Here is a 16,292-nt window from a genome sequence, read left to right as displayed (position 1 = left end):
GCTTTGAGGGAAGATAGATTCTGCTTGAGAATATTGCTTTGTTCTTAGTCATATCCGAACTCCTCTCTCTAAAAAACAACTATATGTTAGTTAATGTAACGTATAATGTGAATAAAGTTAACTAAAAATTTAGAAAGTAAAGTGTTCAACACTTGAAGGTTTGACCGATAGCACCTCGTCCCGTACAATCAAAAGAGAGTGAAAATACAGACAGCAAGGGGATAGAATGAATGGATCTGCATCTTACTGGAAAAACGGCACTCGTCGTTGCCTCAAGCCAGGGATTAGGGCGAGCGATTGCTGAGCAACTGGTTAAAGAAGGCGCAAACGTCATGCTGACGAGCCGCGATGAAGAAAAACTAAAACGGGTAGCAGATGAATTGAATGCACTTGGTGCGGGTAAAGCGGCTTACTGCCGTGCTGATATTACGAAAGTAGAAGAGATTCAAGCACTTGTTCAGGCGGTGCGTGATACGTTTGGTCGCATTGAGATTTTGGTCAACAATGCGGGTGGGCCTCCAAGCGGTACGTTTGAACAGTTTACGGATGAGGATTGGATGAAAGCATTTGAGCTGACACTGTTAAGCTATATTCGTGTCATCCGCGAAGTGCTGCCTGATCTTAAGCAGGGGGGCGGCCATATCGTCAATATTGCCTCTTCTTCTATTAAACAACCCATTCCGGGACTTGTGCTGTCCAATACATTCCGCACGGGCATCGTAGGACTGTCAAAGACGCTGTCGGTAGAATTAGCACCGTATAATGTTCTCGTTAACACCGTAGCACCGGGACGAATTGCGACTGATCGTCTCATTTACCTAGATGAGATGAATGCACAGCGGCAGGGTGTATCTCGCGAAGAGATTCAGCAACAGATGGAAGCAAATATTCCGCTTGGTCGTTACGGACAACCGGAAGAATTCGCACGGGTGGTTGCATTCCTGTTATCCGGGGCGAATACATATGTGACCGGCAGTTCGATACTTGTAGATGGTGGCATGATCAAAAGCATTTAATTCAAAGAGGAAAGAAGGAAGCATCATGATTGAAACGATTCGCAACATATATTGTGTGGGGCGCAATTATCGTCTGCATGCAGAAGAACTTGGCAATGCCGTGCCAACTATGCCGTTCTTGTTCGGCAAGCCGACTCATTCACTTGTAGAAGCGAACGGGCAGGAGGTTATTCTTCCTGGAAACCGTGGGGAAGTACATCATGAAGCTGAACTTGTGCTTCATATTGCGCGCCCGTATGAGCAGGGGATGCGGATGGAAGATGTTATTGATCAGGTTGCGTTAGGGATCGATTTTACCCTTCGTGATGTGCAGAGTGATCTGAAGAAAAAAAGTCATCCGTGGCTGCGGGCGAAAGGATTTCCGAATGCGGCGTTGCTGACGAAATTCCGCCCGTTTGAGAGTGTAGAAGCGTGTACGGCGCAAAATTTCTCCCTTCGCAAAAATGGAGAAACGGTTCAGGATGGAAACATTCAGGACATGCTGTTTGACATTCCAACCATTGTGGCATTCACAGCCGAGCATTTCGGCCTTGGCAAAGGCGATGTGATTTATACGGGGACACCGGCAGGCGTCGGTCCGGTTGCGGATGGCGACAGTCTTGAACTCGTATATGGCGAAGAGGTATGGGGGAATTGCACGATTACGTTGCGTTCATAGAATCGATGTCCATAAAAAAGCCACCGACTGTCTAGATCAGACAATCGGTGGCTTCTGTATTTACTTCTGTAGATAAATGACACCGCGTTCAATTTCTTGAATCCAGTCGGTATGAATTTCGTGTTCTTCAAGCGGTACGTGCAGAGAAGGCGGTTTTTGAAAGTACCCAAATGATTCTCCATACATCTCCCAGAGAATCTTTCCACTTAGCGGCATTAAAATCATAATCTTCTCGTTCCCCATTAACACGTCCCCGCTTTCATTCATTCTTTCTCTATGCTCTATAGTAACGGATTAAAGTGCTTTTTTCACGTTTTTTCTGAATATTTTTTGTTAAATACCACTCATCCCTTGTTAACAGTTAACAATCATGCTAGAGTGAAAAGAAAATGATAACAGAATTGCGAAATAAAGAGGTGGAAGTGTGAGAGTTTCATTGTTTATCACATGCCTGTCTGATGTGTTTTTTCCGCAGGTAGGACAAAGTGTAGTAGAAGTGTTGGAACGGCTTGGGGTAGAAGTGGACTTCCCGGCAGCGCAGACGTGCTGTGGACAGCCTGCTTATAATAGTGGATACCAAAAAGATGCGGCTAAAGCAGCTCGGCAGATGATTACAGCTTTTCAAAAAAGCGAATATGTAGTAGCACCATCCGGTTCTTGTGTAACGATGATCCGCCGAGAGTATCCAGAGTTGCTGAAAGATGATCCGACCTGGCATCAGGCAGCTGTTGAATTAGCAGCCAAAACGTATGAATTTTCAGAATTTATTGTAAAAGTACTGGGCGTTGAGAAGCTAGAAGGAGAGCTTCCGGCGAATGCAACGTATCATCACTCCTGTCATATGAGTCGTTCCCTTGGTATAAAAGCAGAGCCAGGTAAGCTTCTTGCTGGCATGAAGGGTCTTCACATGGAAGAGCTGCCGTACTGCCAGGATTGTTGTGGATTCGGTGGAACATTCTCGGCTAAAATGAGCGAGATATCTGAAGCGATGGTTGATGAGAAAGTGCAGCATATTGAAGAGACAGGCGCTGAGTTATTGATTGGATCGGACATGGGCTGTCTGATGAATATCGGTGGACGTCTGCAGCGTACCGGTAAGTCGGTGAAAGTTATGCATGTCGCAGAAGTATTGGCGAAGGGGGGAGCAAAATGAGCGTACAGTCTCTCCCTTTCATCGGGCGTGTGAAAAAGGCATTGCTGGATGAGCAGTTGCAAAAAGCTTTGCCATTCACACAGGATCGGCTGCGTGGTGGACGTTTTCAGGCGGCAGATGAGCTTGGGAATGTAGAAGAATGGCGTGAATTAGCCTCCCATATCCGCCGCCATACGGTTGAGAATTTGGACAGTTACTTAGAAGAACTCGCAGATAATGTAGAGAAAAACGGTGGACATGTACATTTTGCACAAACAGCATCTGATGCGGTGAATCACGTATTACGCATCGCTGAGGCGAGTGGAGCACGCTCGGTTGTAAAATCGAAGTCAATGGTATCGGAAGAAATTCATCTGAACAGTCATCTTGAAGAAACAGGCGTACAAGTAGTAGAAACAGACCTTGGAGAATACATCATCCAACTAGCGGGAGAAACTCCTTCTCATATTATTGCCCCTGCCATTCACAAAAATCGGGCTCAAGTATCAGAGTTGTTCTCAGAAGTAGCTGGACGTCAGCTGTCAGATCAGACAGAGGATCTGTGCCAGTTCGCACGTGAAGAGCTGCGCCGTAAATTTCTTGATGCTGATATCGGAATCTCGGGTTGCAACTTCGGGGTAGCCGAATCCGGTTCTGTCGTGCTCGTCAGCAATGAAGGAAATGCTCGCCTGACGACGACATTGCCAAAAGTTCATATTGCGATTATGGGGATGGAGCGGCTTGTACCGACATGGGAAGAGCTTGATATTGTTATTTCCATGCTGACACGGAGCGCAACCGGCCAAAAAATTAGTGTATATGTGACGGCACTGAGTGGTCCGCGTCGTCCGGAAGATACAGATGGACCAGAAGAGTTCCATCTTATTGTACTTGATAACGGTCGTTCAGACATTCTCGGTACTGCTTATCAGGAAGTACTTAAGTGCATTCGCTGTGGAGCTTGTCTGAATGTATGCCCGATATATCGTCATATTGGCGGACATGCATATGGGGGCGTTTATAGCGGTCCAATCGGATCGGTACTGACACCGCTTCTTGATGGGTATGAAGATTGGAAAGATCTCCCCAATGCTTCAAGCTTGTGCGGAGCTTGTACGGATGTATGTCCGGTCAAAATCCCGCTGCATGATCTTTTGCTAGAACACCGCAAGGATCAGGTGGAACAAGGGTATGGCAAATGGCAGGACAAACTGGCGTTTAAAGGATTTGGCTTTATGACGAGTCATCCGGCTGTATATGATGCGGCCGTAAATAGTGCTCATAAAATGACAGATGGACTGGCAAAAGACGGTGTTATCTCATCTGGTCCAGGCATGATGGCAGGCTGGACGAATGTGCGTGATTTGCCACAGCCTGCTGAGCAATCGTTCCGCTCCTGGTGGAAAGAGAAGAAGGAAGGGGGCCGATAAGAATGAGTACACAAGAAAGAGAAGCCTTTCTGAATCGGCTTGCTGACCGTCTTGGCCGCCCGCGTCGCAGTGGCGTGCGCATGCCAGAATGGAATGACAAGCCGTATGAACATTTGTATGCCGGGATGGATCAGGCTGCGCTTGCCGAACAATTTATCGGAAATCTGAAGGAACTTCGTACAGAGGTAACTCGCGTGCGTCCTGAGGAAGCAGGCAAAGCGCTGGCAGCTGTGCTGAAACAGTGGAACGTTCAAGATGCACTTGGTTGGGATGATGAACGGTTGAACGAATTAGGACTTCATCAGGCATTGGAAAATGTGGATGTGAGGTATCGCACTTGGCGCACAGACGAGAATGCAGATGAGCTTCGCGCCTATGCTGCCGAAACGGGTGTAGGTATTGTATATGCCGATCTTGGCTTATGTGAGACTGGAACGGTCCTGCTCTGGAATGGAGCCGGGAGAGGGCGCATGGTGAGTCTACTGCCGCCGCGTCTTGTACTCGTTCTGGCAGAAGATACGCTTTTGCCGCGTCTTACCCATGCTGCCGCCTACATTCATGAACGGGTTCCGGGCGGGATTCCTGCTTGCTTGAACTTTATTACAGGACCAAGCCGGACCGGGGATATCGAGATGGATCTGGTGTTCGGTGTGCATGGACCGGGCAGTGTACATGTGATTTTGCTTCAGAAATAAAAGAACGTATAGGGAACAGTCTTTCGCTGACTGTTCCTTTTTTGATTGGATGTGGAGTACGATAGACAAAAAGGGGGCATGGATGTGACAAAACGAAAAAAAGGGGCGGCCGCAATCGTAGTGCTCCTGTTAATACTTTGGCTATCGTACGAGCCGATCTTAGAAGGAGCAGCCCGTTATCTCGTCTACCCTGACAACCGACAAAAGAGCGATGTGATTGTGCTGCTCGGTGGAGAACAGGATGGACAGCGCACGCGCAAGGCGGCTGAACTATATAAAGAGGGCATTGCACCGCTTATCATCGTGTCAAGCGGTGGACAACTATCTTGGCGTACAACAGAATCAAGAGAGATGGTAGCCCTGCTGCTTGAACTTGGAATTCCTGCGCACGCGATCAGTAAAGAAGAGAAATCGCTTAGTACATATGAGAATGCTTTGTATACAAAGGAGTTACTACAGAAGAGCGGCCGTTCGGTCAAACGACTAACTCTAGTGACAGACGACTGGCATACAAGGCGTGCGGTTTATGTGTTCCAGCATGTATTCGCCCATACAGGAATTGAGATTGCTAGTGTCGGTTCACACCAACTGCGTACTGTACACTTTAAAAAATGGTGGTTGGATCATGAAAGCCTTCAGGTGATTGCTAGCGAGTGGGCGCGGATGCTTGTGTATTATGTGAAGTATTAGAGGTTGAAAAAATTAATTTTAAAAATGGAACTGGCCTGGCATCTTCTTTTTTCGTGGGGATAGATGTCAGGCTTTTGTATGTTCAGAATTTGTTCAGAGGCAGGTGATACTATGTATAAGTAGATATATTATGAAAAAATAGTAGACTTATTTTTTAAGAAAAAGGGAGAGGAAGAATTTTGATTCGAAAAAAACAACGTACAAGGAGCATCTTTGTAGTACTGCTGTGTGTCCTTATGAATCTTTCAATTTTATTTCCGTCGTCACGTGTAGTAGCTGCAGATGAGGAGGGATTTAAAAAGATTTTACCTACAACCGAGCAGTATTTTTTCTCTTTCCCTCAAGGAGTGGCGGTAGACAATGCCGGAAACATGTATGTCGTCGATCGCGACAACAGACGCATTCAAAAGTTTAAGTCAGACGGTACATTCGAAACATCATGGGGGGGAGAATATGGTGCTGGTGCTGGTCAGTTCAAAGCCCCCTGTGGGATCGCGGTAGACCAGCATAGGAATGTGTATGTCTCGGATACAGTCAACCGTAACATTCAAAAGTTTACGCCAAATGCTAATAACCCAAGTGAAGGCCAATGGGAAGTTTTTTGGAGTCGTGATTCCGACATCCTTACTGGGATCGCAGTAGACCAGGATGGGAATGTGTATGTCGCAGATCTAGGCTACAGCTCCATTAAAAAATTTACGCCAAAAGATAGCGGTTCAGGCAAATGGGAAGATCTGGAGGGTACTGAGTTCGACTCTCCTACTGGGATCGCAGTAGACAGAGATGGGAATGTGTATGTCGCGGATACAAACAACAACCGCATTCAAAAGTTTACGCCAAATGATAGTGGTTCAGGCAAATGGGAAGTTTTTGTGAATGGTGATCTTAACAATCCTAATGGGATCGCGGTAGACGAGGCAGGGAATGTGTATGTCGCGGATACAAACAATAACCGCATTCAAAAGTTTACGTCCGATGGTAAAGTCGAAAAAGCATGGGGAAAAGGAGGTACTAATCCTGGTGAGTTCAGATATCCCTGTGGGATCGCGGTAGACAAGGATGGGAATATGTATGCCGCGGATACAGGCAACCACCGTATTCAAAGGTTACTCGTTCCAAAGCTTTTGTCTAGTAATGCTAACTTAAAGAGAGTAGGCATCAGTCCAGGTACGTTGACCCCGTCTTCCACAACACCGGATACGTTTTCCGCTACGGTGAGCAATGATGTTTCATCCATCTCGGTAACGGCAGAGGTAGAGGATTCTAAGGCGACGGTGAAGATAAAGGGCACAGTATCCACATCGGATACGCTGACACTGGATGTTGGGCTGGATGTTGGAAGTAACAACATTCCTGTGGTAGTCACCGCAGAGGATGGAACAAAAAAGGAGTATACGATTACGGTCAATCGAGGAACCGGAACCGTACCTGTATCAGGTGTAGCACTGTATCAGTCAACATTGAGTCTAACAGCAGGCGGAAGCACAGCGAAACTGACGGCTACGGTGAAACCGGATAATGCGACAAATAAAAAGGTCACTTGGAGCAGCAGTAACACAGATGTAGCAACAGTCGATGCGAATGGCGAGGTGACACCAAAAACAGCAGGTACGACAACGATTACCGTCACAACAGAAGATGGAAGTGAAAAGGCAACGTGCTTGGTAACCGTTCAGTCAGCATCTTCCGGTGGCAGTAGCGGAGGAGGCGGTGGTGGCGGAAGTCGAGACACGTCCTCTTCTACTAATACGCGGACCTCTTCCGTTCTAGTTGGTGAGAATGAAAAAGGAAAACAGGCAGCGAGTGTAGAGATTACCCGAACCGTTACAGCCGACGGGAAAAAGAGTGATACCGTTACTCTGGATGCCAAAAAAGCAGCCGAAGCGATGGCCAAAGCGACAGATAACATGAACAAGGTAACGATTTCTATTCCTGATCTGAAAGGAAATGAAGCGCAGGAAATCGTGGCAAATGTACAGAAAGAAGCATTGTCTACCATGGCAGACAAAGGATTCTCTGCCCAGGTTGTGACAGATAAAGCGACGATTGAACTTCCGAAAGAAACGGTGTCGTCTCTCAGTAAAAAAGACGTATATATGAAAATCGAGCCGGTAACGAAAGAAAACGAGATTCAACAAACAAAAACATTGCTGGGTGTACAGGCGAAGGATGGCAGCGTAATCGGAACACCGTTACACATCGAGACAAACTTCTCGGGTCGTACGAAAATCACGCTTCCACTAACCGGAATGAACATTCCGACAGACGCGAAGAAACAGGAAGACTTCCTCCAATCACTTGCCATCTTTATTGAGCATAGCGATGGGGAGAAAAAGGTCGATAAAGGTGAGATTCAATATGATGAGAAGCACAACCCGATCGGTCTCTCTGTTTGGGTAGATAAATTCAGTACGTTCACGCTTGTCAATCTGCCGAAAAAAAAAGATGATCCGAAACCGCAAGTTCCGGTATTTGCCGATATTCAAGGTCATTGGGCCCAATCACATATTCAGCAGCTTGTACAAAGCGGAGCGGTTAGCGGGTATCCAGATGGAACCTTTAAACCGAACCAAACGATTACGCGTGCCGAGTTTGTCTCAATGGTAGTAAAAGCATTTGGATTACAAGCGAAAGAGAAACAAGGTTATGCCTTTACCGATACGCAAAATCATTGGGCAAAAGCAGCTATCGAAACAGCGTATACGAATGGCATCATCAACGGGTATAACACGACAACGTTTGGAGTCAACGATACAATTACGCGCGAACAAATGGCGGTGATTCTGACGAATATAAAGAAAAACGGTACAGAAGGAAAGCAGCTGTCATTTAAAGATACAGCGTCGATCTCCACATGGGCACAGAAAGCCGTGAGCCAGGCGGTAGAAGAAGGAATTATTACGGGATATCCGAATCAAACCTTCCAACCGAAAAAGGTAGCTACAAGAGCAGAAGCGGTCACGATGATTGTTAATGCGCTCGCAATAAAATAGAACAGTAATGAAAAGCCTGACATATTCCCTGGTAGGGGTAGTATGTCAGGCTTTTTTGACGAGTAACTTCATTTCAATAGGGATACTGTTGCGAGTACATAGGGTTATAATACCCGTGATATTGATAACCTGGGTTTATATACATTTGATTTACATGTTGCATCGCAGTAGGCTTCATTTGTGATTGAGTTTGGTTACAGTCACTAGGTGGGCCGATAACGACCGTTTGTTTAATGGGTGCGAGCGTATCTTTTACTTTCGCTTCATCAAGACAGTACGAATGTGCAAGGACATTTGCGGGTGTCAGGCGCAAAATATCAGACCCAAAGATGGTTTCAGGAATGGGTGCATCAAAAATAGCGAGCAAATGCGTGTTATCAGTGGAAGCTATCTCATAATGCCACCATCCTTGCGGGATATTAACGACTTGGCTTGGTTGAATCGGGTAGTTGAGTAGTTGATTCGTAAATGGATTAATTAAAGAAACAATCGCTGACCCGGAGATACCGTATACGAGCTCAGAAGCATTTTGATGGATATGAGGCTCAACAATATTCCCTGTGCTGAGGTAAATATCAAGCAATGACACATTCCCTAATGTATTTAATTGTTTAATGGATAGTTCATTGATGAAGTTCTGATCATTTTTTTTGAATGATTGGTTATTGCTTAGATCGTAAGTAAATTGGGTTGAGGGTGAGGTATAGTCCATATAAGAAATCGACATTTGAAGTTTCCGCCCTTCGCTTATTATAGATTTGGTTCATAAGGTACTATATGTATCTGTTTATAGGGGGGAGCCTAATTTCTTACACCTTCTGTATTGGACCGGAAGAAACCGGCTAGAGGATAATATGTCAGGCTTTTGTTATACAACGAATATAGACAGAGACAACAACGTTTATTAAATATTCAATAAATTTTAAACTGTTTCATTAATTTCTCGAGATTTTCAGCCGTTTTGAATAATGACGAAGCAGATTCCTGAATGTTATTCATAATAGCTAATTGATCCTCAGCAGATTTTACAATTTGATTTGTATTATCAGCAGATTGCTTTGCTACATGGCTCATGGATTCTACAGAAGCAGTGACTTCTTCTGTGCTTGCAGACATTTGTTCCGATACGGCAGACATTTCTTGAATTTGACTAGAAGCATTTTCTACAATGTGCATAATTATGCTAAACATTTCGTTTACTTGGTGAATGACAGAAATACCAGATTGCACATTTTGTTCACTTTCGTCCATGGATTGAACAGCTTGTTCGGTATTTATTTGAACTTTCGTAATCAAATTACTGATTTTATCTGCCGATACCCCCGTTTGATCAGCCAACTTTCGGATTTCATCAGCAACAACAGCAAAACCTTTTCCAGCTTCTCCAGCTCGTGCTGCTTCGATGGCGGCATTTAATGCAAGTAAATTGGTTTGTCCTGATATTTCAGTGATAAGCTGAAGAATTTGTCCAATCTCTTTCGAATCATCTTTAAGAGTTTGCACAATAGATGCTGTCTTTTGCGTGGCATCTTGTATTGATTTCATTTGTTGAATCGATTGCTGAATAGATGAGTTACCCTGATGGACTTGACTTATGATTTCGGTAGAGCCCTCTGCAATAGTAGAAGCTGTTTCGGCTACACGTTGAATACCGATTGCCATTTCTTCGATTGCTTGTACACTTTCTTCTGCACTTTTTTCTTGTGTTACAGACCCACTTGCCACTTTTTGAACAGAAACGGTAAGGTCGTTAGCTGAGCGTGTTCCTTGTTCGGTATTCGATTTTAAGTGAGAGGCTGAGAGGGTTACACTGTCGGTGGTTTCTTTTATGTTTTCAAGCATTTTCCTGATGTTCGTTTTAATCTCAATGAGAGCAATTGCTAGATCTTTAATCTCGTCTTTGCGGTGTAACGATTGCTCAGAAACTTCGAAAGAAAAATCTCCGGTCGCCATTTTCCTACAGTGTTCAATCGTTCGTCTGATTGGTTGTACGATATTTCTCGTTATAAATACGAGTATGACGGCCAGGATAATAATTCCTATGACGGCCATAATCACATTCGTTGTCATAATTTTATTCGAATTAGCCATAACCTCATTCATAGGTGCAGCTACAACGTATGCCCAAGGGGTACCTGTATTTCCGATTGAAACAGGTTGTGTAACTTTATATAAATCTGTTTTGGCAGTTGGAGAATAGTCCGTAATCGTATAGGCTGTTCCGGTTTTTACAGCTTGTTTAAGCTGCTCTTTGTTCTGTAATCCTTTGAGTTCATCTACAGTTTTACCGATATTATCTTTGTTTGGATGAGCGACAAATGTACCATTGTTCGATAGCAGTACACCAAATCCAGAATCGTAAACCTTGAGTTTGCTATTCAATTCGTTCAAATGGTCAAGGGAAACGTCAATTCCAACAACACCGATGAACTGGTCATTTACAAACATAGGAACAATCAAAGATGTAATCAGCACTTTTTTTTCATGTATTTCGTAAAAATATGGATTCATGATTGTTTCTTTTCCAGATTTCTTAGGAAGGTAATAGTAATCAAAGTCACTCGTTTCTTTCATGGATTCCGTTCCTTCGATACGCGAAGTAGTAATTCCGTTTTCTCCACGTGCCCAGAATAAACTGAATCGTCCGGTTCGGTCATAGTCACCCGCATAACGAGTCTGGATGGCTTTGTCTCCTAGAGCATTTGGTTCAGAAACACTCCATACACCAAGAAAATCTTTGTTTTTTTCTAACGTATTTTTGAACATATTTTTATATGTGTCCGGTGATACGTTGTTTGATGTTTTCATGGATTCGATTGCATATGCGAGCATACGCGCTGAATCAAGAGGGGATTGGAGTTGTAAAGAAATACGATTCGCTTGTTCGGTTGCCAATGAGTTTGCTAGTTTTTGAGCGTCATTCTCGGTCATGTTTTTGGACAAAATCGATGTTGTTCCGAATATTGCGGAAAATATTAAGAGAACAGCACTTAGAATAATAAGAAGACTTCGTGTTTGTAGATTCATTACTTCTTACTCCTTTAGGTTAAAATATAGGTCTATTATACTGATAATACTTTATTTTCATATAAATGGTAAATGGAATGTTTGTGTTATTTTGTACATTATTTACGTACGGCTGGCTATTTACATATCAACCAAATGATAATATAGTTGCTATATAATAGTAACTATGTTGAGGAGGATATTTTATGAACGATTTTGTGTCTCTAGTAAAAGAAAGACGTTCGGCTAATAAGTTTATTGAGGGAATTAAAATTACGCAGGAAGAACTAGATGAGATGTTTTCTCTTGCCAAGTTTGCTCCTTCAGCATTTAACCTACAGCATGCACATTATGTAGCTGTTACGGATCATGATGTAAAGGAAAAGGTATATGAAGCTGCATATAAACAATATAAGGTTCACACAGCTTCAGCAGCTATTCTAGTACTCGGAGATACACAAGCGTATCAAGAAGTGGGAAAGATCTATGAAGGAATGCTTCATTTAGGTGTGTTAAACAAGCAAGAGTACGATATGACTGTGGAAAGTACGATCCACTTCTATGAGAATGGCGGAGAGATTCTCAAACGGGAAGAAGCAATTCGAAACGCTAGCATATCAGCTATGCAGTTTATGTTGATCGCAAAATCAAAAGGATGGGATACTTGCCCAATGATCGGTTTTGATCCTGAAGCTATGCGGAAAGTGTTGAATATCCCGGAGAGGTATATTCCAGTTATGTTAATTACAATGGGGAAAGAAGATACATCTAGTCAGAGACCACGAGGTTATCGTAAACCAGTAAGAGAATTTGTTACATATCAATCGTTTTAAGTATAAAAGCCTGACATATTCCTTAGGGTTATGTCAGGCTTTTACTTATGTGGGATAGTCTATTTATAAATTTTATTTAAACGCTTGATTTCTTGATCGAACGCATCTGCCTTTTGCTTAAATATCTTGTGTTTTTTTTCAAAGTTCTGGATGAATACTTCTGGTTCTACGTCTTCGTCTTCGCTGAATGCACCCATACTATCTAAGTTTGCTTTCACAGCTGCTATAAATAAGCTGTGAGCTTTTTTAAATTTAGGTGGAATATCCTGAGGGCGATAATTCGTTGCTTGTTCCATCGTTTTTGACCAGGCATTCGTTTTGTTTTCTACGATTTTCATAAATTCATCTTCATTGTATTTGTCAGCTTCTTGGAAGACTTTCAATAAATCGTCCGTCTGTACACGGATTTTATATAATGTATCACTGTGGTACTTTATGTATGCGCGGTCTGCTTTTGTATAAGCTTGTTGTTTTTGGCTAGCAGCATTCACGTATGCAGGTGTTAGTACAGCTGGCACAGTAAAAGAAAGGGATAAAGCTAACGACAAAGCGAATTTCATACTTTTTTTCATAAATAGACACTCCTTTTTTTTATTTATCTCCCTTATTATACATTAAATGGTTTAAATGGTAATATAATTATTTCGGGAAAGAAGAGAATTGGCCGCAAATAAAGCCTGACATATTCCTTTATAGGGTGATATGTCAGGCTTTTCATTTAGGCAATACCACGTACTAATCAAACTGAAATATTTTTAGGGCTTCAAAATGAAAAACATATTTCCTTGATACTTTATCAACAAAATGATTTATGATAGAAAGTGAGTAAATTTTAATAGAGAAGGTGAAATAAGAGTGAGAGATTCAAAAAAGAGAGTAATTTGGATTTGGTCTTCCATTATATGTCTTGGAGCTATCATCCTAGTAAATATAGTTTTCCATCCATTAAATGAATCCTTGGCCAAAAATAATCCGAAACAAGAATCATCTGCATTACCAGGTGACACCAATACACAACAGCAACAGCAGCAAGCTCAAGAACAAACCAAAGAGGAAATCGTTCCTCCTAAGGATATTACACCTCAGGAAGAAAGTTATCCGTTACCTCTTGGGAAATTAATTGATAATATCCCGACAAAAGATAATAAAACGATTTATTTAACATTTGATGATGGTCCTGGAGAATATACAAAGGAGGTTGCTTCGATTCTTCAACAACATGGCGCCCATGCTTCCTTCTTTTGGATTGGAAATCAGGTCACAGATGAGCTGGGGAAATTCGGTCATCAAATGATAGAACAAGGAAATATCATTGGTTCTCATACAATGCGTCATGATGCACTTGGTAAGGAAAATGGGGCCAAGCAAAAAAGCGATTTAACACAGACAGCTGCATTTATTTCAAGTAAAGTTAATCATCCAGTTGTGTATATGCGTCCACCTTATGGATCGGTAAATAAGGAGACAAGGGAAGTATCTAAAGAGCTTGGTGAGTATATTATGTTTTGGCAGGTTGACAGCTTAGACTGGAGTTTGGCTCATAATCCGGAAAAAATTCTTGCAAATATCAAGAATGGGGGCGTAAAACCTGGTTCAATTATTCTTATGCATGAGCGTAAGCAAACGGTAGAAATGCTTCCAAAAGTGATTGAATATTTACAAGGGAAGGGCTATACTCTTGCGGCATTACCATCTCATCCCATACAAAAAGAAACAAAACAAAAGTAATAGCATTATTTGTTAGATAGTTTTACTATGCAGTATTTCGTATGTAGAGTTCTTCAGGAAGAATTTGATAAAGTATAAAATAAAAGCCTGACATATCCTTTATAGGGTATGTCAGGCTTTTTTAGTGATTTAAAATTGTACTAGAGTGAGTAACCTCCAATAAGCAGAATGCAAACTGAAGCAGTCATGAAATTGGTTCAATTTTTGAATCTAGCAAAGGTCGGAAGATTTATTCTTCAATTTTAATAAAATCTTATAGCTTCTATAAGAATTAACTTATTACAAAGGTGCTAGATTTATATTTAGGTATTTTTTCAGGGGGAAAAGATACTAATATGAAAGAGATAATATTGGAGGGTAAGTCAGCATGAGAAACATGGGAGTAAGACAAAAGATATCATTACTTATGGCGTTTGTCGTTGTTTTTGTCATACTAGCGCTTGGAGTAATATCGTATCACAGTTTACAGAAAGCAGTGCAACAAACGATTGCGGAATACAGTATACAAACTGCTTCTAACACCGTGAAATATATTGATGTTACAGCATACAAGGAATTTTTACAAAATCCTCAGGAAACCACTACATACTGGGATATCCGTAAAGTACTAAACGATGTAAGAGAAAAGACAGGGGCATTGTATATCAATACACTTGCGGTTAGCGGGAATGCTGTGGAAGTTATGATTGATGGACAGCCTCAAGGATCGGATACAGCTTCGCCTATTAAAGAAAAGACGCAAAATGTGAGCGCAGAGGAACTAGCTCCTGTACTAAAAGGAGGAGTAACATCTAAAGATATTATTAATGATAAAAGGTATGGAATGTTTCTGCCAGCATATGTCCCAATTAAAGACGAGACCGGGCAGGTAATTGGCATACTAGAGGTGGACATTTCAGCTACGTTTGTGGATACATTGATTCAAAAAGTAGTAAGCAATAGTCTATCTGTTTTTCTGATTGGAAGTGCAGTTTTATTAGTAGTTATCATATTATTAGCCAATTACATTGTGAAAAGAAGCTTGCGACCTCTTCATTTCATTAGTGAAATTGCCACGAACATGGCAAAAGGAGATATCAAAGCTTTGGATGGAGAAAATGACTTGATAAGCGTTCGCAGTAAGGATGAAATCGGACGTCTATCTCAGGCATTTGAAAGCATGAGACAAAATATCGGACACTTAATTCGCCAGGTGCAATACACTGCCCAAAACGTTCTGGATGCCTCTACAGACTTATCGCAGGCTTCTTCTCAAGCGGGAGAGACATCCGTCCATGTAGCCGATGCCATCGATGAAATCGCTACAGGTGCATCCCGTCAGACAGAAGGATCCGGTCGCATTCTTCACATGATACAAGAGGCACAGAAGCTAATGGCGTCTGGAAATCGTCAGGCTGAGCGCAATGTGCAGAATGCAGGTCAGGCCAAGGAAATTTCACTTGAAGGAAGCAAGGGTGTGCAAGTAGCGGTTAAAAATACAGAAGAAGTGAGTCAGACTGTACACCATGTCGCTAGTTCGGTCAAACAGCTAGGAAAACGATCAGAAGAAATCGGAAATATCATCACATTGATTACGGATATTTCCTCCCAGACTAATCTGCTGGCATTAAATGCTGCGATCGAAGCGGCTCGGGCTGGGGAACACGGGCGAGGTTTTGCTGTGGTAGCAGATGAAGTCCGAAAATTAGCAGAGGCATCTAATCGTGCAGCTGGTCAAATTACCAATTTAATTCAAAGCATTCAGTTGGAAACAAATGAGACGGTAGCGGAAATCGAAAGTAGTTTGCAAGGTGTTGAAAAGCAAGCTGTCTTTGTACGCCAAAGCGGGGACATTCTTCAGACGATTGTAGATCACGTACAGCAGACCGATATCGATTCAAGAAAAATGAAAGATACTTTGTCTAGCTTAAGCAGCAATGTTGAAGAAGTACTTAAGGCTATTGGAGAAATCTCAAGCATCACAGAACAAACGGCAGCAGGTACAGAGGAAGTAGCAGCTTCAGCTCAGGAACAATCCGGCATGATAGAAGAAATTGCGTCAAGCGCCAGTCAATTAGCGACATTGGCTAGTAATTTAAATAGTGAAGCAGCCAAATTTAAAGTGTAAGTCT

Annotated in this window: 14 protein-coding genes; 10 read left to right on the top strand and 4 right to left on the bottom strand. The window is 42.5% G+C overall.

Annotated elements, in window-relative coordinates; genetic code table 11:
- Positions 1-230 precede the first annotated feature (230 nt).
- Positions 231-1,016, top strand: coding sequence for an SDR family oxidoreductase (locus CB4_RS18060; protein WP_096467129.1), 786 nt, complete (start codon positions 231-233; stop codon positions 1,014-1,016).
- A 28-nt stretch (positions 1,017-1,044) separates the two neighbouring features.
- On the top strand, positions 1,045-1,674 hold the full coding sequence (locus CB4_RS18055; RefSeq protein WP_096467805.1) for a fumarylacetoacetate hydrolase family protein: 630 nt from the start codon (positions 1,045-1,047) through the stop codon (positions 1,672-1,674).
- A 60-nt stretch (positions 1,675-1,734) separates the two neighbouring features.
- Here the strand turns inward: CB4_RS18055 and CB4_RS18050 are convergent, their stop codons facing one another.
- A complete protein-coding gene (locus CB4_RS18050; RefSeq protein WP_096467128.1) occupies positions 1,735-1,917 on the bottom strand; it encodes a hypothetical protein in 183 nt (60 codons plus the stop codon).
- Positions 1,918-2,098: 181 nt separating this feature from the next.
- Here CB4_RS18050 and CB4_RS18045 point away from each other — a divergent pair, with 181 nt between their 5' ends.
- The 5 genes from CB4_RS18045 (at position 2,099) to CB4_RS18025 (ending at position 8,614) form a co-directional block, all read left to right on the top strand.
- The gene (locus tag CB4_RS18045; protein ID WP_096467127.1) at positions 2,099-2,827 is read left to right on the top strand and encodes a (Fe-S)-binding protein; all 729 of its coding nucleotides are present in this window, start codon (positions 2,099-2,101) and stop codon (positions 2,825-2,827) included.
- Entirely contained in the window at positions 2,824-4,236 is a 1,413-nt protein-coding gene (locus tag CB4_RS18040; RefSeq protein ID WP_096467126.1) for a LutB/LldF family L-lactate oxidation iron-sulfur protein, read from the top strand. The genes CB4_RS18045 and CB4_RS18040 overlap by 4 nt, the downstream gene beginning before the upstream one ends.
- 2 nt (positions 4,237-4,238) lie before the next feature.
- Positions 4,239-4,931, top strand: coding sequence for a LutC/YkgG family protein (locus tag CB4_RS18035; protein ID WP_096467125.1), 693 nt, complete (start codon positions 4,239-4,241; stop codon positions 4,929-4,931).
- An 84-nt stretch (positions 4,932-5,015) separates the two neighbouring features.
- The gene (locus CB4_RS18030; RefSeq protein ID WP_157738054.1) at positions 5,016-5,621 is read left to right on the top strand and encodes a YdcF family protein; all 606 of its coding nucleotides are present in this window, start codon (positions 5,016-5,018) and stop codon (positions 5,619-5,621) included.
- Between the two features lie 236 nt (positions 5,622-5,857).
- Positions 5,858-8,614 (top strand): S-layer homology domain-containing protein, encoded by a 2,757-nt coding sequence (locus CB4_RS18025; RefSeq protein WP_146226653.1) that lies wholly within the window; start codon positions 5,858-5,860, stop codon positions 8,612-8,614.
- Between the two features lie 73 nt (positions 8,615-8,687).
- On the opposite strand, the gene CB4_RS18020 is transcribed toward CB4_RS18025, so the two are convergent.
- The gene (locus CB4_RS18020; protein ID WP_096467122.1) at positions 8,688-9,341 is read right to left on the bottom strand and encodes a cupin domain-containing protein; all 654 of its coding nucleotides are present in this window, start codon (positions 9,339-9,341) and stop codon (positions 8,688-8,690) included.
- 185 nt (positions 9,342-9,526) lie between these two features.
- Positions 9,527-11,641, bottom strand: coding sequence for a methyl-accepting chemotaxis protein (locus CB4_RS18015; protein WP_096467121.1), 2,115 nt, complete (start codon positions 11,639-11,641; stop codon positions 9,527-9,529).
- Positions 11,642-11,826: 185 nt separating this feature from the next.
- Between CB4_RS18015 and CB4_RS18010 the strand changes: the two genes are divergently transcribed.
- On the top strand, positions 11,827-12,453 hold the full coding sequence (locus CB4_RS18010) for a nitroreductase family protein (protein WP_096467120.1): 627 nt from the start codon (positions 11,827-11,829) through the stop codon (positions 12,451-12,453).
- Between the two features lie 59 nt (positions 12,454-12,512).
- On the opposite strand, the gene CB4_RS18005 is transcribed toward CB4_RS18010, so the two are convergent.
- A complete protein-coding gene (locus tag CB4_RS18005; protein WP_096467119.1) occupies positions 12,513-13,025 on the bottom strand; it encodes a hypothetical protein in 513 nt (170 codons plus the stop codon).
- A gap of 283 nt (positions 13,026-13,308) precedes the next feature.
- On the opposite strand from CB4_RS18005, the gene CB4_RS18000 reads away from it, so the two are divergent.
- Positions 13,309-14,181 (top strand): polysaccharide deacetylase family protein, encoded by an 873-nt coding sequence (locus CB4_RS18000; RefSeq protein WP_157738052.1) that lies wholly within the window; start codon positions 13,309-13,311, stop codon positions 14,179-14,181.
- A 367-nt stretch (positions 14,182-14,548) separates the two neighbouring features.
- Positions 14,549-16,288, top strand: a complete 1,740-nt coding sequence (locus CB4_RS17995) for a methyl-accepting chemotaxis protein (protein ID WP_096467117.1) — start codon at positions 14,549-14,551, stop codon at positions 16,286-16,288.
- Positions 16,289-16,292: the final 4 nt, after the last annotated feature.

The organism is Aneurinibacillus soli (genome assembly GCF_002355375.1).
Lineage (GTDB): Bacteria > Bacillota > Bacilli > Aneurinibacillales > Aneurinibacillaceae > Aneurinibacillus > Aneurinibacillus soli.
Note: the sequence above shows the minus strand (reverse complement) of the source record. Positions and strands in the feature narration are given on the sequence as shown.